Origin of the sequence: Nocardia otitidiscaviarum NBRC 14405, assembly GCF_000308635.1 — a bacterium.
Lineage (GTDB): Bacteria > Actinomycetota > Actinomycetes > Mycobacteriales > Mycobacteriaceae > Nocardia > Nocardia otitidiscaviarum.
In genome coordinates, this window is sequence record NZ_BAGD01000068.1 from 1 (window position 1) to 23,116 (window position 23,116).

At 68.0% G+C, this 23,116-nt stretch carries 27 protein-coding genes and 2 pseudogenes; 10 read left to right on the plus strand and 19 right to left on the minus strand.

Features of this window, described 5'->3' with window-relative positions; genetic code table 11:
* From ON31_RS35575 to ON31_RS37275, 3 genes and pseudogenes are all read left to right on the plus strand, one after another.
* A partial coding sequence (locus ON31_RS35575; protein ID WP_157533664.1) for a zinc ribbon domain-containing protein occupies nt 1–220 on the plus strand: 220 nt, incomplete at its 5' end.
* A pseudogene (locus ON31_RS13315) lies at nt 204–865 on the plus strand (phosphoketolase); the annotation flags it as partial. The gene ON31_RS35575 and the pseudogene ON31_RS13315, both read left to right, overlap by 17 nt.
* The gene (locus tag ON31_RS37275) at nt 856–1,032 is read left to right on the plus strand and encodes a hypothetical protein (protein WP_158453155.1); all 177 of its coding nucleotides are present in this window, start codon (nt 856–858) and stop codon (nt 1,030–1,032) included. The pseudogene ON31_RS13315 and the gene ON31_RS37275, both read left to right, overlap by 10 nt.
* Before the next feature lie 30 nt (nt 1,033–1,062).
* Here ON31_RS37275 and ON31_RS13320 read toward each other — a convergent pair whose 3' ends face one another.
* From ON31_RS13320 to ON31_RS13345, 6 genes are all read right to left on the minus strand, one after another.
* Nucleotides 1,063–1,536, minus strand: a complete 474-nt coding sequence (locus tag ON31_RS13320; protein WP_051037194.1) for a pyridoxamine 5'-phosphate oxidase family protein — start codon at nt 1,534–1,536, stop codon at nt 1,063–1,065.
* A gap of 143 nt (nt 1,537–1,679) precedes the next feature.
* The gene (locus tag ON31_RS13325; RefSeq protein WP_051037195.1) at nt 1,680–2,675 is read right to left on the minus strand and encodes an Acg family FMN-binding oxidoreductase; all 996 of its coding nucleotides are present in this window, start codon (nt 2,673–2,675) and stop codon (nt 1,680–1,682) included.
* Nucleotides 2,672–3,379, minus strand: a complete 708-nt coding sequence (locus ON31_RS13330; protein WP_174385105.1) for an SRPBCC family protein — start codon at nt 3,377–3,379, stop codon at nt 2,672–2,674. The genes ON31_RS13325 and ON31_RS13330 overlap by 4 nt, the downstream gene beginning before the upstream one ends.
* Nucleotides 3,380–3,484: 105 nt before the next feature.
* A complete protein-coding gene (locus tag ON31_RS13335; protein WP_039813538.1) occupies nt 3,485–4,354 on the minus strand; it encodes an amidohydrolase family protein in 870 nt (289 codons plus the stop codon).
* Complete coding sequence (locus tag ON31_RS13340; protein ID WP_039813670.1) at nt 4,351–5,385, minus strand: nucleoside hydrolase; 1,035 nt, start codon at nt 5,383–5,385, stop codon at nt 4,351–4,353. The genes ON31_RS13335 and ON31_RS13340 overlap by 4 nt, the downstream gene beginning before the upstream one ends.
* 37 nt (nt 5,386–5,422) lie before the next feature.
* Complete coding sequence (locus ON31_RS13345) at nt 5,423–6,631, minus strand: FAD-dependent monooxygenase (protein WP_039813542.1); 1,209 nt, start codon at nt 6,629–6,631, stop codon at nt 5,423–5,425.
* Between the two features lie 102 nt (nt 6,632–6,733).
* Here ON31_RS13345 and ON31_RS13350 point away from each other — a divergent pair, with 102 nt between their 5' ends.
* Nucleotides 6,734–7,306: a TetR family transcriptional regulator gene (locus tag ON31_RS13350; protein ID WP_039813545.1), complete on the plus strand. Its 573-nt coding sequence runs from the start codon at nt 6,734–6,736 to the stop codon at nt 7,304–7,306.
* Between the two features lie 4 nt (nt 7,307–7,310).
* On the opposite strand, the gene ON31_RS13355 is transcribed toward ON31_RS13350, so the two are convergent.
* Both ON31_RS13355 and ON31_RS13360 read right to left on the minus strand, forming a co-directional pair.
* Nucleotides 7,311–8,837 carry an MFS transporter gene (locus tag ON31_RS13355; protein ID WP_039813548.1) on the minus strand — a complete coding sequence of 509 codons (1,527 nt, stop codon included), beginning with the start codon at nt 8,835–8,837 and terminating at the stop codon, nt 7,311–7,313.
* Between the two features lie 313 nt (nt 8,838–9,150).
* The gene (locus ON31_RS13360; RefSeq protein WP_039813551.1) at nt 9,151–10,524 is read right to left on the minus strand and encodes a CoA transferase; all 1,374 of its coding nucleotides are present in this window, start codon (nt 10,522–10,524) and stop codon (nt 9,151–9,153) included.
* Between the two features lie 36 nt (nt 10,525–10,560).
* Between ON31_RS13360 and ON31_RS13365 the strand changes: the two genes are divergently transcribed.
* On the plus strand, nt 10,561–11,319 hold the full coding sequence (locus ON31_RS13365; RefSeq protein WP_255222087.1) for a thioesterase II family protein: 759 nt from the start codon (nt 10,561–10,563) through the stop codon (nt 11,317–11,319).
* Nucleotides 11,320–11,410: 91 nt separating this feature from the next.
* Here ON31_RS13365 and ON31_RS13370 read toward each other — a convergent pair whose 3' ends face one another.
* From ON31_RS13370 to ON31_RS13380, 3 genes are read right to left on the minus strand one after another with little or no spacing between them, the layout of a single operon-like run.
* Nucleotides 11,411–12,352, minus strand: a complete 942-nt coding sequence (locus ON31_RS13370; protein ID WP_081592423.1) for a YdcF family protein — start codon at nt 12,350–12,352, stop codon at nt 11,411–11,413.
* A 7-nt stretch (nt 12,353–12,359) separates the two neighbouring features.
* Nucleotides 12,360–12,551 carry a DUF397 domain-containing protein gene (locus tag ON31_RS13375; protein ID WP_039813557.1) on the minus strand — a complete coding sequence of 64 codons (192 nt, stop codon included), beginning with the start codon at nt 12,549–12,551 and terminating at the stop codon, nt 12,360–12,362.
* Nucleotides 12,548–13,438, minus strand: coding sequence for a helix-turn-helix domain-containing protein (locus ON31_RS13380; RefSeq protein ID WP_039813560.1), 891 nt, complete (start codon nt 13,436–13,438; stop codon nt 12,548–12,550). The genes ON31_RS13375 and ON31_RS13380 overlap by 4 nt, the downstream gene beginning before the upstream one ends.
* A gap of 434 nt (nt 13,439–13,872) precedes the next feature.
* Between ON31_RS13380 and ON31_RS13390 the strand changes: the two genes are divergently transcribed.
* On the plus strand, nt 13,873–14,115 hold the full coding sequence (locus ON31_RS13390; protein WP_143981096.1) for a hypothetical protein: 243 nt from the start codon (nt 13,873–13,875) through the stop codon (nt 14,113–14,115).
* Here ON31_RS13390 and ON31_RS13395 read toward each other — a convergent pair.
* Nucleotides 14,112–14,780 (minus strand): TetR/AcrR family transcriptional regulator, encoded by a 669-nt coding sequence (locus ON31_RS13395; protein WP_039813566.1) that lies wholly within the window; start codon nt 14,778–14,780, stop codon nt 14,112–14,114. The genes ON31_RS13390 and ON31_RS13395 overlap by 4 nt on opposite strands.
* 85 nt (nt 14,781–14,865) lie before the next feature.
* On the opposite strand from ON31_RS13395, the gene ON31_RS13400 reads away from it, so the two are divergent.
* Nucleotides 14,866–15,822, plus strand: a complete 957-nt coding sequence (locus ON31_RS13400; protein WP_039813568.1) for a quinone oxidoreductase family protein — start codon at nt 14,866–14,868, stop codon at nt 15,820–15,822.
* Between the two features lie 357 nt (nt 15,823–16,179).
* Here the strand turns inward: ON31_RS13400 and ON31_RS13405 are convergent, their stop codons facing one another.
* Both ON31_RS13405 and ON31_RS35580 read right to left on the minus strand, forming a co-directional pair.
* A complete protein-coding gene (locus ON31_RS13405) occupies nt 16,180–17,637 on the minus strand; it encodes an SDR family NAD(P)-dependent oxidoreductase (RefSeq protein WP_029928566.1) in 1,458 nt (485 codons plus the stop codon).
* Nucleotides 17,638–17,767: 130 nt separating this feature from the next.
* Nucleotides 17,768–18,091, minus strand: a pseudogene (locus ON31_RS35580) (nuclear transport factor 2 family protein); the annotation flags it as partial.
* 143 nt (nt 18,092–18,234) lie between these two features.
* Between ON31_RS35580 and ON31_RS13415 the strand changes: the two are divergent.
* Nucleotides 18,235–19,011 carry an MmyB family transcriptional regulator gene (locus ON31_RS13415; RefSeq protein WP_039813571.1) on the plus strand — a complete coding sequence of 259 codons (777 nt, stop codon included), beginning with the start codon at nt 18,235–18,237 and terminating at the stop codon, nt 19,009–19,011.
* Here the strand turns inward: ON31_RS13415 and ON31_RS13420 are convergent.
* The 3 genes from ON31_RS13420 to ON31_RS13425 all read right to left on the minus strand — a co-directional run bounded on the left by ON31_RS13420 (nt 18,984) and on the right by ON31_RS13425 (nt 20,338).
* Entirely contained in the window at nt 18,984–19,415 is a 432-nt protein-coding gene (locus ON31_RS13420; protein ID WP_306306416.1) for a maleylpyruvate isomerase family mycothiol-dependent enzyme, read from the minus strand. The genes ON31_RS13415 and ON31_RS13420 overlap by 28 nt on opposite strands.
* A gap of 6 nt (nt 19,416–19,421) precedes the next feature.
* Complete coding sequence (locus ON31_RS38550; protein WP_115061397.1) at nt 19,422–19,568, minus strand: Imm8 family immunity protein; 147 nt, start codon at nt 19,566–19,568, stop codon at nt 19,422–19,424.
* Nucleotides 19,569–19,792: 224 nt separating this feature from the next.
* On the minus strand, nt 19,793–20,338 hold the full coding sequence (locus ON31_RS13425; protein ID WP_039813574.1) for a hypothetical protein: 546 nt from the start codon (nt 20,336–20,338) through the stop codon (nt 19,793–19,795).
* Nucleotides 20,339–20,458: 120 nt separating this feature from the next.
* Between ON31_RS13425 and ON31_RS13430 the strand changes: the two genes are divergently transcribed.
* Together ON31_RS13430 and ON31_RS13435 are read left to right on the plus strand one after the other, a co-directional pair.
* The gene (locus ON31_RS13430; protein ID WP_039813678.1) at nt 20,459–20,866 is read left to right on the plus strand and encodes a DUF3224 domain-containing protein; all 408 of its coding nucleotides are present in this window, start codon (nt 20,459–20,461) and stop codon (nt 20,864–20,866) included.
* Between the two features lie 72 nt (nt 20,867–20,938).
* Nucleotides 20,939–21,229, plus strand: a complete 291-nt coding sequence (locus ON31_RS13435) for a putative quinol monooxygenase (RefSeq protein WP_039813577.1) — start codon at nt 20,939–20,941, stop codon at nt 21,227–21,229.
* Nucleotides 21,230–21,232: 3 nt separating this feature from the next.
* On the opposite strand, the gene ON31_RS13440 is transcribed toward ON31_RS13435, so the two are convergent.
* Together ON31_RS13440 and ON31_RS13445 are read right to left on the minus strand one after the other, a co-directional pair.
* Complete coding sequence (locus ON31_RS13440; RefSeq protein ID WP_039813579.1) at nt 21,233–22,765, minus strand: hypothetical protein; 1,533 nt, start codon at nt 22,763–22,765, stop codon at nt 21,233–21,235.
* Nucleotides 22,762–22,977, minus strand: coding sequence for a hypothetical protein (locus tag ON31_RS13445; protein ID WP_039813580.1), 216 nt, complete (start codon nt 22,975–22,977; stop codon nt 22,762–22,764). The genes ON31_RS13440 and ON31_RS13445 overlap by 4 nt, the downstream gene beginning before the upstream one ends.
* Nucleotides 22,978–23,116 lie beyond the last annotated feature (139 nt).

The window sequence follows — 23,116 nt, forward strand, 5'->3', positions numbered from 1 at the left end:
CGCCTGTTCGGCGTGCGGGGTGGTCGGGGAGAGGAAACCGCTGCACGTCCGGGAATGGACATGCGGATGCGGTGCGGTCCACGACCGGGACTTGAATGCCGCGAAGAATATTCTGGCCGCCGGACGGGCGGACAGTTCAACGCTTGTGGAGCTGGTGTCAGTCGCGGTTTCGGTCGAGCGACCGGCGGTGAAGCAGGAACCCGCCGGGAGCGCGGCCTAGCCGCAGCAGACCGGAATCTCCCACCTTCAGGCGGGAGAGGACGTCAATCGCTGGCCCATGCCACCGTTTCTTCTCGCCCGATGAGCACACCTCCAACGGGCTCGAAGCGATTCTCGAGGTGACCGCGCGACGCTGGCGCGGCAAGCGGTTGGACAGCGACGACGGGCTCGCGCCCGAAGGCCGGGTCTTCGAGGTGTTGTCCGAACAGCTGTGCCAGGGCTGGCTGAAAGGTTATCTGCTCACCGGCAGGCACGGCGTCTTCTCCACCTACGAGGCCTTCGCGCACATCGTCGACTCGATGGTGGTGCAGCACGCCAAGTGGCTGCACGCGGCGTCGGAGATCCCGTGGCGCGCGCCGATTCCCAGCCTCGACTACCTGATCACCTCACATGTGTGGCGGCAGGACCACAATGGCGCGACCCATCAGGACCCCGGCTTCATCGACCATGTGCTGAGCAAACGTCCCGAGGTGAGCCGGGTGTATTTGCCGCCGGATGCCAACTGCTGCCGCGCGTGTTCGAGCGCTGCTTGCGCGGGCGTGGCACGGTGAATGTGGTGGTGGCCGGAAAGCATTCCGCCCCAAAGTATCTGAGTGATCAAGCGGCCCGCGCGCATTGTGAGTGTGGCCTCGGCGCATGGAATTGGCCGCCATCGAACAGGTCCCTCGTCTGACCGACCGCCGCGATCCCCTGCGGGACGTACTGCTCGGCAGACTCGCCCGCATCCGAGCCCACATCCACCGGGTGGGCGACGATCCCCCGGAGATTACCGACTGGTGCTGGCCGCGTACCACCGCGCCGCAGCCCGCGTGAGAGCGTCCCGGCGCGGCGGCTGGACCGGGGTCAGTGCCGGTCTGGGGCGATGTACTCGATGCCGGTGACGACCTCGGGGTGGATGCGCAGGATGTGGTGCGGACTGCCGGGCAGGCGTGGGCGCAGGGCCGCGCGGTAGCGGGCGAGGTCGGTGGGGTCCGTGACCGATTCCGCGGTGCCGGTGATGATGACGCACCAGCCGCACTGGGTGTGCTGGTCGAGGGTGTCGGCCTCGTAGGCGACGACCTGCCGGTACGGCGGGACGGTTGTGGCGTCGGTGGTGGTGATGATCGCACCGTCGGCGATGATGTGGTCGACCGGGCGGATGGCCGGTAAGGCGTAGCGGGAGTACACGATTCGGCCGAAGCTGACCTCGGCGAGCAGCCGCAGGCAGGCGGCCTCCGACAGGGGGCGTGCGGTGAGTGGTTCGGCCTCCGCCGCGATGGGCGCGCCCTGTCGGCTGTCGGACGATCGGTGGTTGGACGCGGCCTCGGGGCTGCTCATTGTCGGGCGATCCGCCTTCCCGCACCGGATGCTTGGTCCGTTTCGCTGACGGCGGAGTTCCCCCTGGGAGCTGCGGCAAACCCGTCCGCCGCCACGATCGCGAGGCCGCTCCGAAACACGACCGACCGGTCGGCCATGTGGCCTCAGTCGCGCACGGTGGTGAAGAAGTCCGCCAGCGGTCGGCGTGGGGAGGGCGCCACCTCCGGTTCGCCCTCGGGCGCGGTGCCGATGCGGATCACCAGCTGCGGCTGTCCCGGCCGCGGGCTCAGCCCGCTCAACAGGGAACGGCCGGACGGCAATTCGGTGAGATGGGTGAGCGGGCAGGTCCCCAGTCCGGCGGCGGCGCATTCCAACAGCACCGCCGACAGCGCCTCCCCGGTGCGCAGCCAGTGCTCCAGCGTATCGCCGGGGGAGCTGAGCACCACCAGGCGGGCGCGGTCCTCGAACTCGGCGCGGCGCAGCCCCGGGGATCCGGCGGGAAAGGCCCGCCCGACGCGCACCCGCCCCGCCTCCGCCTGCGACAGCAGCGCCGCCGGCGGAATGCCGTCCGGACCGGAATGTCCTGCCCACCAGTTCAATTCCGATGCGTACCCGATATCGTGGCGGCGCAGCGCGGCCGCCTGTTCCGAGGCCGCCGCCAGCCGGTCCCGCATCGCCTCGCCGATCTCGTCGAGTTCGAGATAGTGAGGAGAGACCAGCATGCGCAGCCGCGGCAGCACCACATCCCAGCCGCGCGGGGCCGCCATCGGCAGCCGGTCGGTCCGCCGCCGGTCGATGACCAGAGCACGGGCGCGCAGTCCGGCGGGCGGGTCCGCCCACGGCCGGAATCGGATCTCCGCCAGATGATCCGGGCGCTCGAGGGCGGGTAGCCGCACGGTATCGGTGTGCCAGCCGTACGCGCCGAAGACGGTACGCACATGGTGCAGCATGGCCCCGCAGCTGATCACCAACTGCCGTCCGCGCGGATCAGCCCAGTGCAGCAGCCGATCCGAATCGCTGTACAGGTGCAGCCGCGTGCCGTCGAACACCCAGCGCCACGGTTGCGTGTTGTGCACCGAGGGCGCGCGGGAAGCCAGTCGCATCGCCTCGATGATCGTCCGGTGATCCGGCAGTACGGGAGGAAGCTCCATAGCGGTCATACATCGAGTGTTCGCTCCGCGTCCGCCACCGCATACCGCCTTTGCGCACCGTCGACAGAGCCGTTGGTCCCTTCCGCGGTGGCCAGCCGTTCGGCGCGCTCCTTGATTCCCAGGAGCATCTTCCGCTCCATGACCAGACTGCCCGGCTCCATGACCAGCCGATACGCGAACCGTCCGAGCGCGGTGGACCCCGGACGCGAGATGCGATTGCGACTGACCAGCCGGGTGCCCGCGCCGTCGGGGACGAGGGCGAAGGCCCACACCCACGATCGATCCTTCGAGGCGAAGACCAGGGTCCGCTCGATATCGACCACCTCCACACGCATTCGCGGCCCCGACAGGCCCAGGGCGATCACCTCGCCGACGGAGATCTCCTGGAACTCCGGCAGAATCCGGTCCGCGCTGTGCATATCCAGCCCGAGCAGGTTCTCGATCCAGTCGTAGGTGTACGCACCGCCCCGGCCGGGACCCATCTGCACCAGCCAGGGCCAGACCGCCGCCGGTGGCGCGGCGATCCGAATCGCCCTCGTGGCCACCACATCCGCCCGCGAGGCCAAGTCGTCGCCCGGCAGGGCGCGTTCCACCTCCGCGGCGGTGGCTCCCCAGTGCAGCACCGCGTCGCGCACCATGGGTATCCGCGACCCGGCCGCCAGCGCGGCCGCGGCCGTCGCCGCGGCGATGCCCGCCGCCGTCATAGCCCTCATGATCCTTCTCCTCCCATCGGTCCCCCCGATCGTCCGGCTCCGGGCATCCCCGAACCAGAGTCGAACGGACCCCCGTGGCAGGCCGTTGGTATCCGGGCGGTGGTATCAGGGCAGGCCGAACAGGCGGGCGGCGTTGTCGTGACAGACCGCCCGCAGCCAGTCGTCACCGAGGTTCAGACGGTCGAGGGCGTGCAGCGCGTGAGCGTAGGGGTAGGGAATATTGGGAAAGTCGCTGCCGAACAGAATGCGGTGCGAGACGTCGCGCAGGCGGGGGAGGGCGTCGGCGGGAAAGGGGCTGTCGGCCTCGAAGAAGTCGGTGAAGTTCATGGTGGTGTCCAGCAGGACGTTGTCGTACCGCTGTGCCAGGTCCAGGAATTCGACGTATTCGGGGGAGCCCATGTGCGCGATGATCAGAGTCAGGCGGGGAAACCGGCGCAGCAGTTCGGCCATGGGCTCGGGGCCGGTGAAAGCGCCCGGGGCGGGACTGGATCCGCAGTGCACGAGCACCGGGACGGCGGCATCCTGGAGCAGCCCCCAGACCGGGGTGAGCAGCGGATCACAGGGATGGAAGTCGCCGACCTGGAGGTGGATCTTGAAGATGCGGGCTCCGGCGTCGACGGCGGTCTCGACATAGCTGTCCACGCCATGTTCGGGGTAGAAGGTGGCGGTGTGCAGGCAGTCGGGGGTGCGGGCGGCGAAGTCGGCGGTCCATTCGTTGAGCCAGGCCGCCATATCGGGACGGTGCGCGTAGACCAGCGAGGTGAAGGCGCGAACACCGAATCCACGCAGGGTCTTCAGCCGCACCTGCTCCTCGTCCCGGTAGACGATCGGCCATTCGCGGCGAGTGAGCGGCCCCGCCGAGTCGAAGTAGGCCCACACCTTGCGCATGACCTGATCGGGCATGAAATGGGTGTGGATGTCGACGAGATGCGAAAGACCCAGGCGGGCGCGGAGTTCGGTGGGGTAGTCGGTCACCGGTTCTCCTGTCCGGTCGGCGGATAGAGCGTGCGGGCGTGATCGCCGACGCGGGTGACCAGCCGGTCGAAGAACAGTTCGGGATCGGTGCCGACCACGATGTCGGCATTGGGTTCCCGGCCCCACATGCCCGCCCAGTCGGCGACCGTCGTGGCACGGGTGAGAGTGCCGACCAGTTCGACATCCACGGTGGCGGGCCGGGTCACGGCCAGCTGTGGGTCCAACGCCACCGCCGCCGCGAACGGATCGTGCATATGCGCCAGGTACCCCTGGTCGTGCATGCGGTGGAAGTCGAAGTAGAACCGCACCGCGTCGGTGAAGTACCGGATGATCGGGTTGCTCGCCGCCGACCGGGCGTGCGGGGGGTCGCTCTCGGTCACCGTCTCCACCGGTGTGCTGCCCGCCCGCTCCGCCAGCAGCACCAGGTGTTTGGGCCGCATCTCGATGGTCTCGGTGATGTCGAGCGCGCACACCAGCGGCCGCCGATCCGCCGGTGCCGCGGCGAACGCGTCGAACACCTCCTTGGCGGCTTCCGGGTCGACGTGCACATTCCATTCGTTGGTGGGCGTGGTGTTGCCGGGATGGTTGAACGCGCCGCCCATGATCACCAACCGGCGCAGCAGGCGGGGCAGCTCCGGCTCCAGCCGCAGGGCGAGCGCGAGATTGGTGAGTGGCCCCGTGCACAGCCCGACGATCTCCCCGGGATGCTCGCGTACCAACTCCACCCACATGCGCGCCGCCGAGCGCGGCGACAACTCCCGCGCGGACACCGGCAGTTCGGCGTAGCCGACGCCGTGCGGGCCGTGGGTGTCCTCGGTGGTGCGCAGGGGAATCGCCAGCGGTTCCGCCGCACCCAGCGCCACCTCGATCTCCGGCGCCCGGCACAGCTCGAGCCAAGCCAGGTTGTTGGCCGCCACCTGCTCGACACCCACATTGCCCGCGGTGGCGGCGATCCCGACGATCTCCGCCTCGGGCGAGGCGAGCAGATAGAGCAGGGCCAGCGAGTCGTCGATACCGGTATCGACGTCCATGATGATCTTCTGCCGCACCGTTCGAGCCTAACGCCGCTCAGTACGAGGGCAGCGGGTAGTCCTCGGTGCCGTTCAGCACGCGCGTCATGACGGGTCGCATGATCCGGGTGGTCATGAGTTTGCCGACCGTCTGCGCCGCCTTCAATCCGATCTCGCTGCGGGGCAGCATCATGGCGATGCCGCCGCCCGGCAGCTGCTTGGCCCTGTCGAGGAACGGTGTCACGGCCGCGTCGTAGCGGGCCAGCGCGGCGATCGGGTCGGCGGGCGTGCGCGCGATCTCCCCGGCCAGGATGTAGGCCCCGACCAGCGCCATGGCCGTCCCCATCCCGGTGAGGGGCGATCCGCAGAATCCGGCGTCACCCAGCAGCGCGACTCGTCCGGCCGACAGGTTCGGCATATCCACGCGGGCGAGTTCGTCGAAGTAGAAGTCCGAGGCGTCGGCCATATCCGCCAGGACGGTCGGTGCGAGCCAGCCCGCCCCGGACAGCATGTCGCGAATGAGTCGCTGCTGGGCGGCCGTATCCCGGCGCAGCGCGGGATCGGCGTCGGTACGCAGCGTGATGATGGCCTTGCAGGTCGAGGGATCGGCGTCGGGGCGCAGTCCCACCGACGCCTTCGGCACCGCGTGCATGCTCATCCACCCCGGCTCGATACCCGATGGTGTGGGCAGGGTGAAGAACGACATGTAGCCGCCCAGGTAGGTGCTGTACCGGTGCGCGGGACCGAAGGCGATCCGCCGGGTGGCCGAATGTACGCCGTCGGCGCCGACCACCACGTCGAAGCGGGCGGTGGCACCGGACGCGAAGGTGACCGCGACACCGGTGTCGTCCTGGTCCAACCGCTCGACCCGGTCGCCGTAGCGGTAGTCGAGTTCCCCTCCGGTGGAGTCGATCTCGGCCAGCAGTACGTGGTTCAGGTCACCGCGTGTGATCTCGATATCGGCCACCGGTCCGTTCCCGTCGAACATGGCGGCGGGCATTCGATACACCTCGTCGCCGCGGCGGTCGACCAGCAGCATGCCCTCCTCGTGTAGCCGATGCTCGCGCACACCCGGCATCAGGCCCATGCGCTCGGCCACCTCGCGGCTCGGGCCGCGCAGGTCCACGGCCTGCCCGCCGGGCCGGGGAGCGGTGGCCCGTTCGACCACCGTGGTGGGGATTCCCGCGCGCAGCAGTTGCAGCGCAACGGCATTCCCGGCGATACCGCCGCCGCAGACGAGGACGCGCGGGCTCGGGGTGCTGTTCATGGGTGACTCCAAGCTGAAGAACGAATGTCTTAGACAGATGTCTAACACCTGTGTTGCACGTCTGTCTAGAACAAACGTCTAAGACGCTGCTAGGGTGGTGTGATGGGAAACCGCGAAGACCTCTTGAACGGGGCCAAGCAGGCCATCCTGGAACGCGGACTCGCCAAGGTCACCGCCCGCGATATCGCCGCCGCCGCCGGGGTGAGCCTCGCGGCGATCGGCTACCACTTCGGTTCCAAGGATCAGCTGGTCACCGAGGCGCTGCTGACGGCCATGGGGGGCGGGGTCGGTGACGATTTCGAACAGGCGATTCGGGAGGCGGGGGAGGGGCGCACGGTGGGTGCGGCGCTGGAGTCCGCTTGGGCGGCCCTGGTGGAGGTGGCGCGGCGCAACCAGGAGATCATGCTGCTGAGCCTCGAGAACAGCGTGCGCGTCGCCCGTGACCCCGAACAGCGGCGACTTATGTCCGAGGCCGTGGAGAACGGCTGTCTCGATCTCGCCGAAACGCTGCGCGAACTGCATCCCGACCTGTCCGAAGCCGATGCGCGCGCGGTCGCCCGATTCTATTTCGTCCAGTTCCAGGGCCTGGCGCTGTTGTCGCTGATCGCTCCGACCGCCGCCGCCTGCGACAGCGGCGAACTCGCCCGCGCCGTGGCCGTTCTGGCACGGAGCTAGCGCTTCAACCGGGCGGGATGTGCCGTAGTCGGGACAGCGCCAGCGCCGACAGCACCAGGGCCGCGCCCGCCGCGATGGCGGCGGTGACGTGCATACCGGTCAGGAAGGCGTGCTTGGCGGCGTCGGCGACCGTGGCCCCCAGGCTGCCGGGCAGGGCATTGGCCAGGTTTATGGCGGCACCGAGGGTGTCACGCGCGGTGGCGATGTCGGGCTCGCGCAATCCATAGGGCAGGGTGGCGGCCAGCTCGGTTCGATAGAGGGCGATGCTGACACTACCGAGTATCGAGATGCCGAGCGCCCCACCGAATTCCGCGCCCGTCTCGGCGAGTCCGGAGGCCGCGCCAGCCTGCTCCTGCGGTGCCGTGCCGACGATCAGTTCGGTGGTGATGCCGAATACGGGTGCCAGCCCGAAGGATACGAGCAGCGAGGCGATGATGGTGAGCACCACACCGCCGGTGACGCTGATCTGAGTGAGCAGGAGCAGACCCACCGCCGCCATCGCCATGCCGCCGCCGATCATGTACGCCGGCCGCACCACCCGCCCGATCCGCGGACCCAACTGTGATCCGATCATGAATCCGAGTCCGGCCGGAATGGTGGCCAATCCGGCCCGTAGCGGTGACATCTCCAGCACCAGTTGCAAATACTGCGCCACGAACAGGAAGTACCCGAAGGCCACGAAGATGGCGAGCAGGTTGATGGTGAGAGCGGTGCGGAAGCTCCCCAACCGGAACAGGCGCAGGTTCAACATGGGCTCGGGGGAGGAGAGTTGGCGGCGCACGAAGATGAGGCCGACGCCGAGTCCAGCCAGGAGCGGCATGACGGCCTGCGGGCCCGGACCATCCTGGGCGGCCTGCTTCATGCCGAAGACGACCAGCAGCACCGCGCCCGTACACAGTACGGCGCTGATCGGATCCAGTTTGCCAGCATCGGGATCGCGGAATTCCGGCAGGATGCGCGGCGCGAGCACGATCAGCAACACCATGACGGGCACCGCCAGCAGGAACACCGCACCCCACCAGAAATGCTCGAGTACGAGTCCACCCGCGAGCGGGCCGATCGCGCCGCCGACCGAATAGGACCCCACCCAGACCCCGATGGCCACCGACCGCTGCGCGGGATCGCGAAACATGGTGAATATCAACGACAATGTGGACGGTGCGAGGGTGGCTCCCGCGACGCCGAGCAGGGCCCGGCAGGCGATGAGCACCGGCGCGGTGGGGGCGAAAGCGGCGATGATCGACACCGCGGCGAAGGCCGCGGCGCCGACCATGAGTAGTCGCCGCCGCCCCACTCGGTCGCCGATGGTGCCCATGGTGAGCAGCAGTCCGGCCACGAAGAAGCCGTAGACGTCGATGATCCAGAGCAATTGCGTACTGGTGGGCCGCAATTCGGCGCTGATCTGGGGAACCGCCAGGTGCAGGACGGTGAGGTCCATGGAGTACACCAGACAGGCAAGCGCGAGCACCGCAAGTCCGGCCCACTCACGCCTACCTCCCTTGCCGGTGCTGGTTTCCGCAGCGGTGAGCAAGGGCCCAGGCGTGTCCACGATGACGTTCCTCCATACGCGTGCCGGCGCAGCTGTCGGTACTCACGATGTCGGTTTCAGCATCTCACTTATTAACGCCACAAATGCCTGGTGGGGAAAGGGAATTCAGATTTTCTGCGATGTACGAACAGGTGCACTTGCACGATCTTGATCGGGCAACGTTCCGGCAGGCGTGAAAAGCCGGGCGGCAGAACAAGACCGGGCGACCGGTCTGCTGCCGTGCCGGTGGGTGACGGATTGCCCGCGGCCGCCTTCGGAGCACCCGATCGCGTGATAGCGCAGCGTACGCCGGGGATCAGACCCCGTCGTCGGGGCGCGGCTGCCAGGCGGGAGCGTCACCGCCGTACGGGCGGGCGGGCCAGGAATAGTCCGGGTAGTCCGCGAGCGCCGGGACCGCAGTCGTCAGCGTGTCGTGGACGGCCGTGTACGCCGCGCTCGGTGGTGTCGCCGGGCCGTGCTCCGGGGTGCGGCCGGGTGCGGCGAGCAACCAGGACGCCGTGCGCGCCAGCGCGACCCGCACATCGCGTCCGATTCCGTCGCGATCCCGGGCGGTGAGCGCGTCCACGACCCCTGCGGCGAGCAGATACCCGGTGGCGTGGTCCAACGCCTGCGCGGGCAGCGCGCCGACCGGCACGCCGCCGGGATTCGCCTGCGCGCCTTCGATGAGCGAGATCCCCGAGGCGGCCTGCACGATGCTGTCGAAACCGCGCCGCGCACCCCACGGGCCCGACTCACCCCACGCACTGACCCGCGCGTGCACGATGCCCGGCCGGGTCCCCGCCGCATCCACCCCGGCGGCCTCCAGCGCGCCGGGCCGGTAGCCGGTGACGAGAACATCGGCGGTGGACAGCAATTCGTCGAAGACTGCGCGGTCGGTACGCAGATCGAGCAGGGTGGAGCGCTTGCCCTGGCAGAGGTCGAGATACTGCCATCCGATCTCCGGCAGCAGCGGAGGGTCCACCCGCAGCACATCCGCGCCCAGCAGCGCCAGCGACCGGGTGCTCACCGGTCCGGCGATCACCCGGGTCAGATCCAGGACCCGCACCCCGCGCAGCGGCAGCATCTGCGTGGCCGCGCCGACGGTGTCGAACTCACCGCTGTCGGCGCGCACGTCGACGGCCACCAGCGGACCGTCCGCCGCTGCTTTGCCCTGCGGGCTGTCCGCCCACTCGTGTTCGGTGCGTACCCGCACCGCGATGGCCCCGAATTCATCGGCCCGCGACTCGATCTCGGCGGCGGGCAGTGCGGCGATGCGCGCGGCGACGGTGGGGCGGTCGGCGTCGGCGGGCAGGTCCAGCATGGTCAGCAGGCGCGCGCGGTGATGCGGATAGTTGGCGTGCGTGCGCACCCAGCCGTCCGCGGCCTCGAAGAAACCGGACAGTTCCGCGAACTGGTCGACGCCCGCGCCGTCGATCCGGAGCAGTTTCTCGCTCGAGAACGACGCCGCCACCCGGGCCGGTTCGAGCCGCTGCGGCAGGGCGGCGAACCCGGTGGCTTCACGCCGCCGGTCGGTCGCCGCCGCGAAGGCCGCCACCGCACCGCCCGCCAGCGACCAGACGGGCAGGGTGGCAGCCAGATTGGACTCCGGATCGGGTGGGGCGGGCATACTCGACGCGGTGACGCCTGTCCCGGCCTCGTAGTCGCGGACCAGCGCTGCACACGTATCCACCCGTTCGACAGTACTGCGCGAAGGAGAACCTCGTTGGTGGCGAATCTCACCGGTACCGCTTGGCTACGACAGCTACGGCCCGACGCCGAGGCGACTACAGTGCTCGTCTGCTTTCCGCCGGGTGGGGGAGCGGCCACCGCCTATCGTGCCGTGGCACAGGAATTCGGCACCGGCACAGCCGTCTACGCGGTGCAGTACCCGGGCAGGCAGGACCGCCTGAGCGACCCCCTCGTCACCTCCCTGACCACTCTCGCCCAACAGTCCGCCGCCGACCTGCTGCGCTGGCCCGCCACCGTCCGCCTGGCCCTGTTCGGCCACAGCATGGGCGCGACCGTCGCCTACGAGACCGCCCGCGCCCTGGAAGCGGCCGGCCGCGACCTGGCCCACCTGTTCGTCTCCGGCCGCCCGGCCCCCGCCCACGAGGAATCGGCCCGCCTCCACCTGGCCCCCGACTCCGCCCTCATCGCCGACCTGGAACGCCTCGCCAACGACCCCACCTCGGTCGCCATCCTCCGCACCGAACCCTCCCTGGCCGACCTGGTCCTCCCCGCCGTCCGCGCCGACTACCAGGCCGTCGAAACCTACCGCCACCAACCCACCACCCCGCTGCGCACCCCGATCAGCGCCCTGGTCAGCACCGACGACCCCACCACCACGGTCGCCCAAGCACAGCAGTGGGCCACCTACACCACCGCCGACTTCGCCGCGGCAACCTTCCCCGGCCGCCACTTCTACCTCGACCTCCCCGAGAACCTCCGCCCCCTGGCGGAATTCGTCACGAGCCGTCTGAGATGAGTTTCGCGCCGCCTCGGCGGACCCGGATCGAACGTGGCCGGGCCTCGGCACGGGATACGGCTGGCGAATGGGCCGCCGATCGCCCGAGACGTCAGAACCGGCGTTCGGCGGGGCGGAATGTCTCGCTGAGCCTGTTGTAGGCGTCACGCACGGTGTCCGGGATGTCCTCTCGGATGATGTGGCCTTCATCGGGGTACTCGTCCAGGCGTTTGATCTCGCCCATGGTGATGGCGACGATCGACTTCGGGTGCGGGGCCGTGGTGGCGTCGGGGCGGTTGCCGTATTTCATGTAGTTCTCGAGCGAGACGTCGGCGGCGGGTATGGCGACGTGCTCGACGTCCGGGCACTGTTTCCTGAGCGTGCCCCACACGCGTCGGGCGTGAAAGGGAGTGCACACTCCGATCACCGAACTGATGTCGCGGCCGTGCTGCTCGAGCATCCGGACCGAGTAGACCGCGTTCTGGCCGGTGTTCTGGGCGAGTGGTTCCTCGATGATCTGGTTCGGGTTGAGGTTCAGCTTTTCCGCCGCCAGCCGGAACTTGGCTGCCTCGCCCCGATATCCGGAGAAGACGACGGGCACATCGCCGAGGCCACGGTCGCGGACCAGGTTCGCGATCACCGACGATCCGCCGATGTCGCGGCTGCCGAAAAAGATGATGCCGCCGTAGCTCCGCTCGGGGTCGAACGCCCACTTGGGGTCGTGCCGTAGGTAGTCCCATACGGTGCTCAGATCCGACACCGTCCGGTCGGTGTCGACGCCCCGAGCCCGCAGTTCCTGCCACCATGCCGTGTGCACGTCGTCGTTGCGTCCCCCGATGACCTCATCATCGCGAATCAGGGCGCGCCCGGACGTATCAACCGGAATAGCGCCGCGGTGGTCGGCGTGAACCAGCATTCCGGCGGCCTCCCGGCTCCCAGCTGCCAGGTCATGCGGGGATCGGCTGATGCCCGATGCGCCGGAGGTCAGCGCTCGCGCCGTCCGCTCGGCGATCTCGCGGGCGGCAGCAGCCGCTCGGCCAACCGGCCCGGTCATCCTCGTGTCAGCGCTCCCAAATCCCGCTGTCCACGAACCGGTCCCACGCCACTCCGTCGAAGTTCAGCACGGGCCCACCGGGATTCTTCGAATCGCGCACCGCAACCCCGCCGTGTTCGAACTTGATCTCGACACAAGCGCTGGCGTGCTCGGATCGGCTGGACTTGAACCACTGGCCGACGGGTGGATTGTTGATCACGCCGCGTACTCCTCTGCCATGTGCAGCACCATGTCCCTGGTGTCGTCTTCGCTCAACGCTACCGTCAGCAGGTTGGTGACGGCTTCTCGATACTGTTCGACCACGTCGGTGCGCTCGTGGTAGAGCGCGCCGATGGCACCTTCCAGATAGACCACCGGCGGTTCGACAAGTCCGCCTTCGATTTTCGGGAAGTCCAGCAGAGTGAACGACCCGATCGTCAGGCCGCGGTGCGATGGTCCGAACGGTACGACGTGGATGCTGACATTCGGACGGTCGAAGGCCGTCGCCAACCACCTGAGTTGATCCGCCATGACATGTGCACCACCGATCGGGTGCCGTAGGGCGGCTTCCGAGATCAACGCCTCGATGCGGAAGTCGGTGCTGTGCAGCTTGGCCTGCCTGCGAACTGTCAGTTCCACGCGCCGTTCGACATCGACATTGGACAGGCTCGGTCCGTCGATGCGCACGATCGCCCGCCGGTAGTCGGGTGTTTGCAGCAGGCCCGGCACGAGGACGAGTTGATGCGTGATCACATGGTTCGCCGCCGACTCCAAACGCAGGTAGTGCGGGAAGTGCGAGGCGAACTGATCGGCGTAAGCCTGCCAGAATCCCTTGGAATTTCCCTGCAACTTCGCTGTTTTCGCCTGTTCCCGAACCTCGGTCCACAAGACGAGCGCTTCCGCTCGGACCTCGGCTGGCACGCCATAGAAGTCCAATAGCCGCTCGAGTTGCGGTGTCGCGATCTTCGTCGAGATCCCGTCCTCCATGCGCAGCAGCGTCTGCTTCGAGGTCTCGATGTGTAGGCCTGCGGCCAGTGCACTCTTACCTGCGCCCAAGCGGATCTCCCGCAGAAACTTGCCGAATGCTCGCCTGGAGACCGCTGACATTTCGTAAGCCTCGCTACCTGGGTAGTTCCATTCTGAGACGGTCCAATCTGGACTTCCATCATATTTCTTGGGCGGCCCACTTTTTGGGCTTTCGATGTCGAGATCTGCTGTCTACTTGGTGAAGTGCTGCCGCCGGTAGCTCGGGGCGGAACCCGTAACGGAAGGGGAGTGGGTCGAATGTCGTGGAACGTATGGACTGTGGGGCTGATGCTGATGGGCATCGCCGTATTCGTTTGGGCGATGTGGGGCATTCGCGACGATCTTCGGGAGGGCCGGGAGCGGCCCCCTTTCGTGCTCCCGTACATCCGAGGGGAGGGGGCGGTGGAGGTTCCCCGCTCGACGACTCACGGACTGCATCGCGCAGGGCGTGCTCGGCATCGTCTCCCGGCGCGGATCGCGTTCGGCGACGGACGCTTCGGGCTCAGGTGAGGGCCGTGAACGACCCCGACCGTGCACCCTGCCCCGCATGGGGCGAGTACCACCTCGCCCGCCACGCTCTCCAAGCGCATCAGAGCTGTCGTTTCGCCGACTGCGACCACAAGGCCCGCGCGTTCCGCGCCCTGATAGCGGCTTTCGGAGTCGAAGTCGCCGAGTTCACGACCTTGCTCGACGACGCCCTGTCCACCGAGCCCGACCCGGTCGGCCGCTTCGCCGCAACCGAGCTGTCCGCCGATTAGCGAATGTTCCGCTCGTCGCCGGTCGGCGGGCGGTGTAGGAGCGGGAGCCACACCGCGTCCACGATCTCGGTGATCGCAGCGTCGGGCACCGGCTGGAGCGTCATCAGCAGGTCGTGGCGGAGCAGGTCGAACGGCAGGTTCACGATGCGTGGCGGCCAGTGCCTATCGGGGAGATCGCCACGCTCGACGGCGCGTGCGAGGATGCGCTCGAACGGGGGCCGCTGGTCGGGACGCAGGGCGGCGCGCAGTTCGCCGAAGTTGGTTCCGGTGGCCAGGAAGTAGTCCGCCAGGAGCGCGTTCATCAACACGATCGTGCGCGCGCGGTCGGAGTTGACGGCTCGCAGGAAACCGATCGCATCCTCGCGCAGGCTTCCGGTATCGGGTATCTCGATACGCGGCCAGTGCGCGGCGAGGGCGGCCAGCAGCAGTTCCTCACGCTGCGGCCAGCGTCGGTAGAGCACCGGTTTACTGGTGCCCGCCCGGGCCGCGACCGCGTCATAGGTGAATCCGGCGTAACCGCTTTCGGTCAGCACCGACCAGGCGGCCGCGAGAATGGCTTCTTCCAGGCGGGCCCCGCGCCGACGCGTGGCGCCCGCCCGGCCGTTCGGCGCGGGATTCCCGGCGCGGCTGTCGTCCGCTGTGACACTACTCGCCTTTAGATCCACTTGAGTATCTTATCTTGCCGTTCTATCGTAGGGAACATAAGAAACTGATCCGTATCTAACGCTGGCTTCGAGAAGGGGAGCACTCATGTCGACGATCAATGCCGCACTCGTGGAATCGTTCGATGAACCACCGCGCTATCGGTCGATTCCCGAGCCGCAGCCCGAGCCCGGTCGTGAGGTCGTGGACGTCCTCGCGGTCGGCCTGCACCCGGCCACGAAAGGCATTGCCGCGGGCAAGCACTACACCAGTCCGACCACCTTGCCGGCCCTCGCCGGTGCCGACGCCGTGGTACGCCGGGCGGACGGGAGCCTGGCTTATGTGATGCCGATGGGCGCGGGCAGCCTCGCGCAGCGCCTTCTCATCGACCCGGCCACCGCGATCCCCGTGCCCGCCGACGCGGACCCCGCAGTCGTCGCCGCGACGATGAATCCGGCCATGTCGTCGTGGGGCGCGCTGCGCACGCGGGTGCCCTTCGAGCCCGGCAAGTCGGTCCTGGTGCTGGGGGCCACGGGCAATGCCGGATCGATGGCGGTGCAGGTCGCCCGCCATCTCGGCGCGGACAGGGTGGTGGCGGCCGGACGCAATCGTGCCCGCCTGGAGGAATTGCAGGCCCACGCCGACGAAGTCGTCGCGCTCACCGAGGATGAGGATCGGACCGCGGCTGCGCTGGCCGCGGCGGCGGCCGAGGTCGATGTGGTCCTGGACTACCTGTGGGGTCCGCCGACCCAACTCGCCATGCGGGCGGTACTCGATGCCCGCACCCAGCACACCCGGCTGTTGGACTGGGTGCAGATCGGCGGCATGGGCGGTCCGGAGATCACCCTGTCGGGCCATGCGCTGCGCTCCAACGCATTCCGCATCCTCGGCAGCGGCTTCGGCGCGGTCTCTCACGAAGCATTGCATCAGGTGCTGTGCGAGGTCGCCGAAGCGATCGCCGCCGGTGGTCTGCTCGTGCGCCCGCGCCCGGTCCCGCTGGCAGAGGTCGAAAAGGCATGGGTCCACCACGACGCACCCGGCGAGCGGACCGTCATCATGCTGTAGTGCCATACCAACATGCGGATATGCGTCTCCATGAATGGAAAATGGCGCGTCATATCCGACGGTGAGGGGGAGCGGTGCCCGCTAGCTCCATCCCTACTGCGTCTTGCCGCAACAACGAGTCGGCCGTCTCGCGGCGCAGTAGGGGGGAGGGGAGCCCCGCGAACCCTGGATCGACCTGGCCGGATCGGCAAGGGGTATTGCGAAACTCGGCCGACCGGTCAGGTGGCTCACGGACAGGGTGTGCAGCAAGCGATACCTATACGGCAATATGCGCATCTAACTATGAAAGGTCCCAACCAGACGAGACAACCGACGAAACCCTCCGGACCCAAAAAGAAGCCAAGAGGGGAAAAGCTGCTACCAGTTGGAGGGTTCGTAGTCCTTGAGAAACACGCCGAAGAGGTCGGTGCCCGCCTCACCCTGGACGATCGGGTCGTAGACGCGCGCCGCGCCGTCGACCAGGTCGAGGGGAGCGTGGAATCCTTCCTCGGCGAGGCGGATCTTCGTGTAGTGCGGCCGCTCGTCGGTGATCCAGCCGGTGTCCACGGCGGTCATGAGGATGCGGTCGGCCTCGAACATCTCGCGAGCGCTGGTGCGGGTGAGCATATTGAGCGCGGCCTTGGCCATATTGGTGTGCGGGTGACCCGGACCCTTGTAGCCCCGGTTGAAGACGCCCTCCATGGCGGAGACGTTCACGACGTACTTGCGGCGCGCGGGGGAGGCGGCCAGGGCCGGGCGCAGGCGCGAGATGAGGATGAACGGGGCCACCGAGTTGCACAGCTGCACCTCGAGCAGTTCGGTGGCGTCGACCTCCGCCACGGTCTGCACCCAGCTGTTGGTGTGGGCGAGATCGGGCACCAGCCCCCCGGCGTCGATGGCGACGCCGCGCGAAATGCGTTCCGGGGTGGCCGAACCCGCGACGAGTGCGAGTTCGGTGATATCCGCGGCGGTGAGATCGGGCGTCAGCGACGCGGTGAGCGCCGTCGGGTGCGCCTGCATGGTCTTGCCGAAGGTGATCTTCTCGGGCAGCTGTCCCGCGGGCAACGGCCCGTTCTCGGCTTCGACGAGCGCGCTGTAGGAACCGGCGGACCGCCGCACGGTCTGGGCGGCGTTGTTGATGATGATGTCGAGCGGCCCCTGCGCCGCCACATCGTCGGCGAGCGCCACGACCTGCGCGGGGTCACGCAGGTCGATGCCGACGATGCGCAGCCGGTGCAGCCAGTCGGCGCTGTCGGGCTGGGCGCTGAAGCGGCGGATGGCGTCATTGGGAAATCGCGTGGTGATGGTGGTGTGCGCCCCGTCGCGCAGCAGCCGCAACGCGATGTACATGCCGATCTTGGCGCGGCCGCCGGTCAGCAGGGCGCGCTTGCCGGTGAGGTCGGTGCGGGCATCGCGTTTGGCATGGCTCTTGACGGCGCAGTCGGGGCAGAGCTGGTGGTAGAAGGCGTCCACGCGGGTGTAGCGCTGCTTGCAGATGTAGCAGGGCCGCGGTTTGAGCAGGGTGCCGGCGGAGGCTCCGGGCGCGTTGGAGCTGATGGGGATCCCGGCGGTCTCGTCGTCGATCCGATTCGGCGACGCGGTGGCGGTCGCGGCCATGACCTCACGGTCGGCATTGGCCACGGCCTCGCGGGCTTCGATGCGCCGCCGCTGCTTGAGTTTCTTGAACATGTGCCCGACGGCCCGCTGCACGGCGATGGAGTCGGGGTGATCCTTCTCGAGCTGCCCCGCCCGTTCGAGCACCCGCAGGCAGATCGCCAGTTCGTCGGGGTCGATGGCCGTGGTGTCGGCGTTGTCCGGGGTGGTGTGCGCGGCCATCGGGAGGCTGGGTGTTCCTTCGTGCGGGGTCGGTTGACGCTCCATTGTCGCAGAGCAGCCTCGTGGCCCGGCCATGGTGGTGGCCGGGCCACTTGCGCGGACGGCCACGGCGTGATGTGGTCGCGGCGGTTCAGAACATGCCGTGCGGGGTTGCGGCGGCGTCGGGTACGTCTTGCACGACGTCCCAGTGTTCGATGATCTTGCCGTCGGCGATGCGCCAGATGTCGGCGACGGCGTACTCGGTGTCGTCGTCCTGCGGTGTCATCCGGTAGTGCACGACGACGTATTCGTCATCGGCTATCACGCGGGCGAGTTCGAGCGTCGCCGATGCTACGGGCGCGCTGGTGATGTGGGCGATGAATTCGGTCTTTCCGGAGGGGTTTCCGGGGCTGTGCTCGATGAAGTCGTCGTGCAGGAGTTCGTCGAGTACCGCGTGGTTTCCGGCGGCGAATTCGGCGAATCCGCGTGCACGAGTGCTTTGTTGGCGTCTGCCCGAGTGGTGGAAGTCATAGGGTCAGCGTGGTCGTGGACGGGTGCGTGTGTCGATTACCCGGCATGTAATGGCGGTCGCTCCGGGTCGGTACCGATACTGGGGCGATGCATGATCGACCGGTCGGTGAGCAGTTGCGGGAGTGGCGGCGGCTGCGTCGGTTGAGCCAGCTCGATCTGGCGTTGTCGGCCGATACGTCGGCTCGGCATATCAGTTTCGTCGAGACGGGTCGGACCGTGCCCAGTCGGGAGATGGTGCTGCGCTTGGCCGAGTTTCTGGATGTGCCGCTGCGGGAGCGCAATCGGTTGCTTGTCGCGGCCGGGCACGCGCCGCGCTACCGCCGTCGCGAGTGGAACGATCCGGCGTTGGCCAGTGCTCGGGAGGCGGTGTGGCGGGTGTTGCGGGCGCATGAGCCGTTTCCGGCGTTGGCGGTGGATTCTCGGTGGAATCTGTTGCGGGCCAACGAGAGTGTGCGGGTCTTCTTCGACGGGGTCGATCCGGCGTTGCTCGCGGAACCGGTCAATATGATGCGGCTTGGCCTGCATCCGCGAGGTTTCGCGGCGCGGTTGCGCAATCTCGATCAGGTGCGTGGGGTGTTGCTGCCCAGGCTCGCCCGGCAGGTCCGTGCGACCGGTGATCGTGAGCTCGCCGGTCTGCACGAGGAGCTGCTGTCGTACGGTGTCCCGGTTGCCGCCGGGGACGAGGTGGGTGAGATCGCGTTGCCGATTCGCCTGACTCACGGGGGTGTCGAGTTGTGTTTGTTCAGCACGCTCACCGTATTCGGTACGGCCTTTGACATCACGCTCGCCGAGATCGCGGTCGAGGCGTATTTTCCGGCTGATGCGCGTACGGAGACCTATCTGAGGGAGCTGTCGGGCCGTTGAGTACGGAGCCGGTCGAGTCCCGCTCCGGTGAGGTGTGGGAGTGCGGCTTCGCGGCCGGTGATGAGGAGCAGGAGGGCGGCGAGGGGACCTGTGATGAGGGGGCCGTGGCCGCTGGTCCAGTCGTCGTCGGTGGCGGCGAGTCGGTATCCGGCGAATCGGCGGCGGGCGTGGAATGGGGCGTTGGTGTTCCAGATGCGTTCGACGGCGATGCGGGTGGCCGTGAGCGGCATGTCGCGGGTGATGCCGAGGGGAATGGCGATGTCTTGCCCGTGGACGAGTAGGTCCATGAGCCGGTCGAGGTTGCCGCGGGCGCGGATGAGGTTGACCGCGAGTGTCGCGAGGCTGGGGCGTGCGGAGAGGGCGATACCCGGCGGAATGCATCGGGTACCGGATGAGGGTGCGATGCCGGTTCAGCCGCGATCGCGATAGTCTTCGAACTCCCACATGCCGATTCGACCGAGTTTGGCAGCGAGCTCGGGCCACGACGGTTCATCAAGTCCGGCTATGTATCCCCGTAAGTACTGGGTTACCGCGTCCAGGTCTTTGAAGATCAGCATCTGGGCTGTTGATGGCCTTCAACTCCGCTTTCACGTCCGAGCCTCCTCGTCGCTCCCGCTGGTGATCGAGTCAGAGCGCCCCTGATAATGCACCACACTCGGACTGGCCGCTTCCCGTCGTGCTCGTCGACTTCGGGCAGCGGTCCCAAATCTGTGTCCCATTGTGTCCATGAGCCGGTACTGCTGCCGATGGCGTCGATTGGATCGACCGGCGTGGCTGATTGTCAGTCACGGAGAGGGTAATGAAGGTAGCCGACCGGTGGAGCGCCGAGTTCGAGGCGATTCTCGTCGAGGCCATTGCTGATGGTCAGCCGGTCACTCGTGAACGTGAAGCTGACAGCGATCATGCCGGTGGCGAAATCGACTCGCTGGCTTGTCCATTCGAGCAGGTCGACGGCACGTAGCGGCTGGCCTTCGAGTGCGGTCAACGCGGTGATGGCGTCGGATCGCCATGACAGGTGGAAGGCGTGAATCTCGGGATCGTTGTCTTCGGGGTACGACCAGGGGCGCTGCTGATGGGGGGCGATGCTGTTCCAGGTGATCGACAGCTCGTCGAACTTCTGGTGAGTGATCTCGACCTGTTCACCGTCGAAGTCCAGCACCACCGGGCAGTCGGCGAACCACTCGTCGTCCGATTGGTCCCAGACCAGCCAGGATTTGGACAAAGGTCTCCCGACGAGCCTGCTCAGCCGTTGGCTGTGCGCGGACGTGATGTCGGCGAGTCCTACGAGCCAGCGTGGCCGGTATCCGGGGATGCCGTAATAGGACACCGCACGATTATCGACGGTGGCTCGCTGCCGGTCAGCAAGCTCACCGAGTACAGGGCGTGTCGTCATCCGGTGTCGCTTTCTTACAAGAGAAGCGGGCGCGGGGTGTGTGAGGATCTGGTCATGCGAGCTACCGGAACTTTCGAGGTCAAGTCCTTCACCCCTACCGATGTGGTTCCCGATCCGGCGATTCGGACGGCGTTGGGGGTGGGTGTCGCGCGGATGGAGAAGGTGTTCGATGGTGAGGTCGGTGGGCGGGCGGCCACGTTGTTCACGTCGGCGTTCGATGAGGAGTCCGGGGTGGGCACGTATGTGGCGATGGAGTCTTTCGAGGGCAGTGTGAACGGGCGGGTGGGGACGTTCAATTTCCTGCATTCGGCGTCGACGACCGGGGCCGATCGGAGCGGGGAGTTCTTCACGATCGTGCCGGGCAGTGGCACGGGTGAGTTGGCGGGCATCAGTGGGGGTGGCGGTCTCGCCGTGGACGCGGACGGAACGCATCGGATCTGGTTCGACTACGAGGTGGGCTGACCGCTCGGGGTGCGATGAGTTCGGCGGGTCCACGTCGTCGCTATTGCGAACCCTCTGAAGAAGGAGTGACCCATGGTTATCGTGGCGGGCCGGATCATCGTCGAGGCGCGGGATCGGGATGCGTATCTGGATGCGTGCGTGTCGGTGGTCGAGCAGGCGCGGGCGGCGGCGGGGTGCCTGGATTTCGCGATCTGCGCCGATTTGACCGACCCCGGCCGGGTGAATGTGTTCGAGCGGTGGGAGTCGCGGGAGGCGGTGGAGGCGTTCCGGTGTAGCGGTCCCGAGTTCGAGCCGGGGGCGGCCATGCTGTCGGCGGCGGTGGCGGAGTACGACGTCGCCGATGTGCGTGCGTTGTCGGGGTAGCGGTCAGTCGGGGGTGGCGGGGACGATGTCGAGGGCCGCGGCGGTGTGGTGGTGGCCGAGTTCGCGGGCGCGTTCGGCGAGCAGGCGCAGCAGCGTGGCGGGGATTTCGTCGCGGACCTGAACGAGGGCGTCCCACACCACGTTCGGGGTGTCGGGGGTGAGGGCGGCGAGGAAGTCCTCGAGGTCGTCCATGCCGTCGATGATGTCGAGTACGCGGGCGCGGCCGGTCTCGTCTTGGGCGAGGGCGATGTCGACGAGGGTGTGGATGTTGTCGCTGCGGGCGGCGGCGAGCAGCCCGGCGAGCATCTGGTCGCGGGTGAGGTCGCCGATGCAGGCGGCGAGGGTGGGGGTGGCGTGTTCGGGGAGCGCGTCGACCAGTGGCAGTGCCTGTGACCAGAGTTCGTGGTCGGCGGTGCTGCTGATGACGGCGCGCAACAGGTGGGGTTCGTGCATCACCGGGAGGGCGGCCATGCGGCGGCGGTGTTCGTCGGTCATGGCGAGGGCGAGGGGGATCATGGCGTCCCAGAGTCCGGCGGCGTCGGCGTCGCGGATGAGTTCGGTGAGCCGTTCGTCGGATTCGGCGGCGACGCGGGCGGCGATGAAGGCGAGTTGCGGCGCGGGCAGGTGTGGTGCGAGGGGGAGTAGGTTGCGCCAGTGTCCGTGGTCGAGTGCGGTGTCCATGATGGCGGTGAGTACGGCTTGGTCGTGGACGGCGTCGCGTTCGGCGAACAGGCGCAGGCTGTCGTGGCTCATCGCGCTGGTGATGGGCAGCAGGGTGGCCCAGGCGTCGAGTCGGTGGACGGCGGTGATGAGGGCGTCGAGGACGTCGCCGCCGAGGCCGGCGGCGATATCGCCGATCCAGGCGCGGTGCTGGGGTGCGATGGAGTCGAGCAGGTCGATGCCTTCGGCCCACATGTCCTGTTCGGCGGCGGCGCGGATGACGCCGGGGACGCGGTCGGCGACCACGTGCAGCACATCGTCGATGGCGGTTTTGTCCTCGAGCAGGAAGGCGATGCGCAGCAGGTCGGCGTCGCTCATGATGGGCGCGGCGGCGCGCAGCGCGGGTTCGGGGACGACGTGCACGAACCGTCCCATGGTGATGTGGTCGCCGCGGGTGAGGAGTTCGCGGGCGACGGTGGCGACCATGGCGGGTGGTACGGCGGCGATGATGTCGCCGGTGCGGCGCGGGTCGAGTTGGACGGCGCATTCGGCGAGGAAGCGCGGCGGCAGCGTTCTGGCGATGTCGACGGCGCGGTGCGGGTCGACGGTGGAGGCGGTGGCGGCGCACAGGACGGGTCCGAAGGCGCGTTCGGCGATTCTGCCGCTGATGGTGGCGGGGACGAGTTTGCTGGCGGCGGCAACGCGGTGCAGGCGTTTGGCGTCGCGGTCGAAGAGCAGGTCGGTGACGCGTTCGCGGAATTCGCGGAGGGCTTCGGGCGGCAGGTCGACGAGGAAGTCGAGTTCGGTGGGGTCGGTGAGGCCGAGGACGCGGGCGAGTTTGGTGGTTTCGGCGACGGCGACGAGGTGGTGGCTCACAGTCCGAGTGCTTTCTTGACGGCGGGGCGCATGAGGCGCGGCACGTAGTCGAGGGAGGTGTCGATGGCGGCGTCGAGGTTGGCGGCGTGGCGGCGCAGGGCGTCGTGGAGGAGCCGGTCGAGTTCGGTGAGTTCGCTGTCGGTGAGCCGTTCGAAGGCGGCGGGGAGCGGTGCTCGGAGGGTGTCGCCGAGTTGGCGTGCTGCGTCGGACATCGGTTTCTTTCCGGTTCGGTGTCGCGGAGCGTTTCGGCGGTGGGGCCGGGTGCGACCCCTCGCGCCCCGGGCCGTACCGCCGGTACGCCTTTCGATACTGGCAGTACGGTAGTGGTGAAATCAATCCCGTCTGCGACAC

Bases quoted from the DNA above. Each gene is read 5' to 3' on its own strand.
- ON31_RS37275 (WP_158453155.1), top strand. From the start codon at position 856: ATGGAATTGGCCGCCATCGAACAGGTCCCTCGTCTGACCGACCGCCGC.
- ON31_RS13320 (WP_051037194.1), bottom strand. From the start codon at position 1,536: ATGAGCAGCCCCGAGGCCGCGTCCAACCACCGATCGTCCGACAGCCGA.
- ON31_RS13325 (WP_051037195.1), bottom strand. From the start codon at position 2,675: ATGACCGCTATGGAGCTTCCTCCCGTACTGCCGGATCACCGGACGATC.
- ON31_RS13330 (WP_174385105.1), bottom strand. From the start codon at position 3,379: ATGAGGGCTATGACGGCGGCGGGCATCGCCGCGGCGACGGCCGCGGCC.
- ON31_RS13340 (WP_039813670.1), bottom strand. From the start codon at position 5,385: ATGGACGTCGATACCGGTATCGACGACTCGCTGGCCCTGCTCTATCTG.
- ON31_RS13345 (WP_039813542.1), bottom strand. From the start codon at position 6,631: ATGAACAGCACCCCGAGCCCGCGCGTCCTCGTCTGCGGCGGCGGTATC.
- ON31_RS13350 (WP_039813545.1), top strand. From the start codon at position 6,734: ATGGGAAACCGCGAAGACCTCTTGAACGGGGCCAAGCAGGCCATCCTG.
- ON31_RS13370 (WP_081592423.1), bottom strand. From the start codon at position 12,352: ATGACCGGGCCGGTTGGCCGAGCGGCTGCTGCCGCCCGCGAGATCGCC.
- ON31_RS13380 (WP_039813560.1), bottom strand. From the start codon at position 13,438: ATGTCAGCGGTCTCCAGGCGAGCATTCGGCAAGTTTCTGCGGGAGATC.
- ON31_RS13400 (WP_039813568.1), top strand. From the start codon at position 14,866: ATGTCGACGATCAATGCCGCACTCGTGGAATCGTTCGATGAACCACCG.
- ON31_RS13405 (WP_029928566.1), bottom strand. From the start codon at position 17,637: ATGGCCGCGCACACCACCCCGGACAACGCCGACACCACGGCCATCGAC.
- ON31_RS13415 (WP_039813571.1), top strand. From the start codon at position 18,235: ATGCATGATCGACCGGTCGGTGAGCAGTTGCGGGAGTGGCGGCGGCTG.
- ON31_RS38550 (WP_115061397.1), bottom strand. From the start codon at position 19,568: ATGCTGATCTTCAAAGACCTGGACGCGGTAACCCAGTACTTACGGGGA.
- ON31_RS13430 (WP_039813678.1), top strand. From the start codon at position 20,459: ATGCGAGCTACCGGAACTTTCGAGGTCAAGTCCTTCACCCCTACCGAT.
- ON31_RS13435 (WP_039813577.1), top strand. From the start codon at position 20,939: ATGGTTATCGTGGCGGGCCGGATCATCGTCGAGGCGCGGGATCGGGAT.
- ON31_RS13445 (WP_039813580.1), bottom strand. From the start codon at position 22,977: ATGTCCGACGCAGCACGCCAACTCGGCGACACCCTCCGAGCACCGCTC.